This window comes from Seohaeicola saemankumensis, assembly GCF_021021435.1.
GTDB lineage: Bacteria > Pseudomonadota > Alphaproteobacteria > Rhodobacterales > Rhodobacteraceae > Seohaeicola.
This window is the reverse complement of record NZ_JAINWI010000061.1, coordinates 1-1,146: the sequence shown is the minus strand read 5'-3', so window position 1 is coordinate 1,146 and position 1,146 is coordinate 1. Positions and strand designations below refer to the sequence as shown.

Genomic DNA, 1,146 nt, shown 5'->3' with positions numbered 1-1,146 from the left:
CTTTTCGGACTGACCGAGAAGGACGCGCAGCTGCCGATCCCCGAGGATCACATCCTGACCGACCACATCATCCGCGAGAGCTTCGAGGCATTGCTCGGGCAGCTGCGGGGGACCGGGCTTGAAGCAGAGATCGAACCGCTGGCCCATGGGCTCGCGACGATCCTGCAGCGCCGCAAAGTGGCACTCGGCAAGGAGGTCGACCGCACCGCCGACAAGATCGGCGCGCTGGCAAAATCCCATGACGGATCGGAGATCGCCGAGACCGCGCTCGAAGAGGCGCAGGCGCGCTTTCTGCAGCTGCGCGAGATCGTCGGCGCCATCGAGGTAATGAGCGAGGCGGCGGCGGAATGCTACGAGATTGAAACGGGCCACGCCTTCATCCCGGCGGCAGGCTCCCGCGCAAGCGTCCGGGCGCAAGAGACCGGGGCGGTCTTCGAGGCACGGCAGCTCCTGGAGCAGCACGACCGCGAGACTGCCGAGAAATCGAAAGTCGAGGGGGTTCCCCTGATCGTCTCAGGCGCCACCGACTGGACCGATGTCGATGTGATCTTCAACACGCTCGACAAGGTTCGCGAACGCATCAAGCAGAACCGCAACCAGGAGATCTTCCTCTGCCACAAGGGTGGCAAGCACGGGGCGGAGATGATTGCGGCTCGGTGGGCCCGGGCACGCGGGGTCGCGCAGGCGCGCTTCGATCCGCGCTGGTCCGCGCACGGGCGGGCGGCACCGTTCAAGTGCAACGATGAGATGCTGGACGACAAGTTCGCGGCGACGGGGGTTGTACTCTTCGGCGGCAACGGGGTCGCACTGAACCTCGGGCAGAAGGCGGAAGCGAAAGGCCTGACGGTCATGCGGGTTGCGGACCCGGCGAAGAAGACCGCGCAGGATTGAAGAGAGCGGGTCGCGCTTGGCGCGGCCCTTTCGTCATGTCTCATGGCGCGTGCGATCGGTCAAGCGCGATCGGCAGTCTGCGGCGGCCAGCACCGTTATCCCTCTACCCAGTCCGTCAGAGTGCGGCCCATCCGCATCGGTACAGGATGGGGATGGTGAGCCCATCACGCACATCGTCAGCAGCGCAAGACGCGAGGGGTCGAGACGTCGCACATGAGGCTGAAGACCTGCACGTCCCTCGGGGCGTGTTTCGGA

1 protein-coding gene is annotated in these 1,146 nt (G+C 65.6%); it reads left to right on the top strand.

Translation table 11 applies throughout. The features are described 5' to 3' along the window. Nucleotides 1-891 (top strand): DUF2493 domain-containing protein (locus K7H22_RS19955; protein ID WP_230802556.1); only part of this gene is annotated, 891 nt, incomplete at its 5' end. Between the last annotated feature and the right edge of the window lie 255 nt (nt 892-1,146).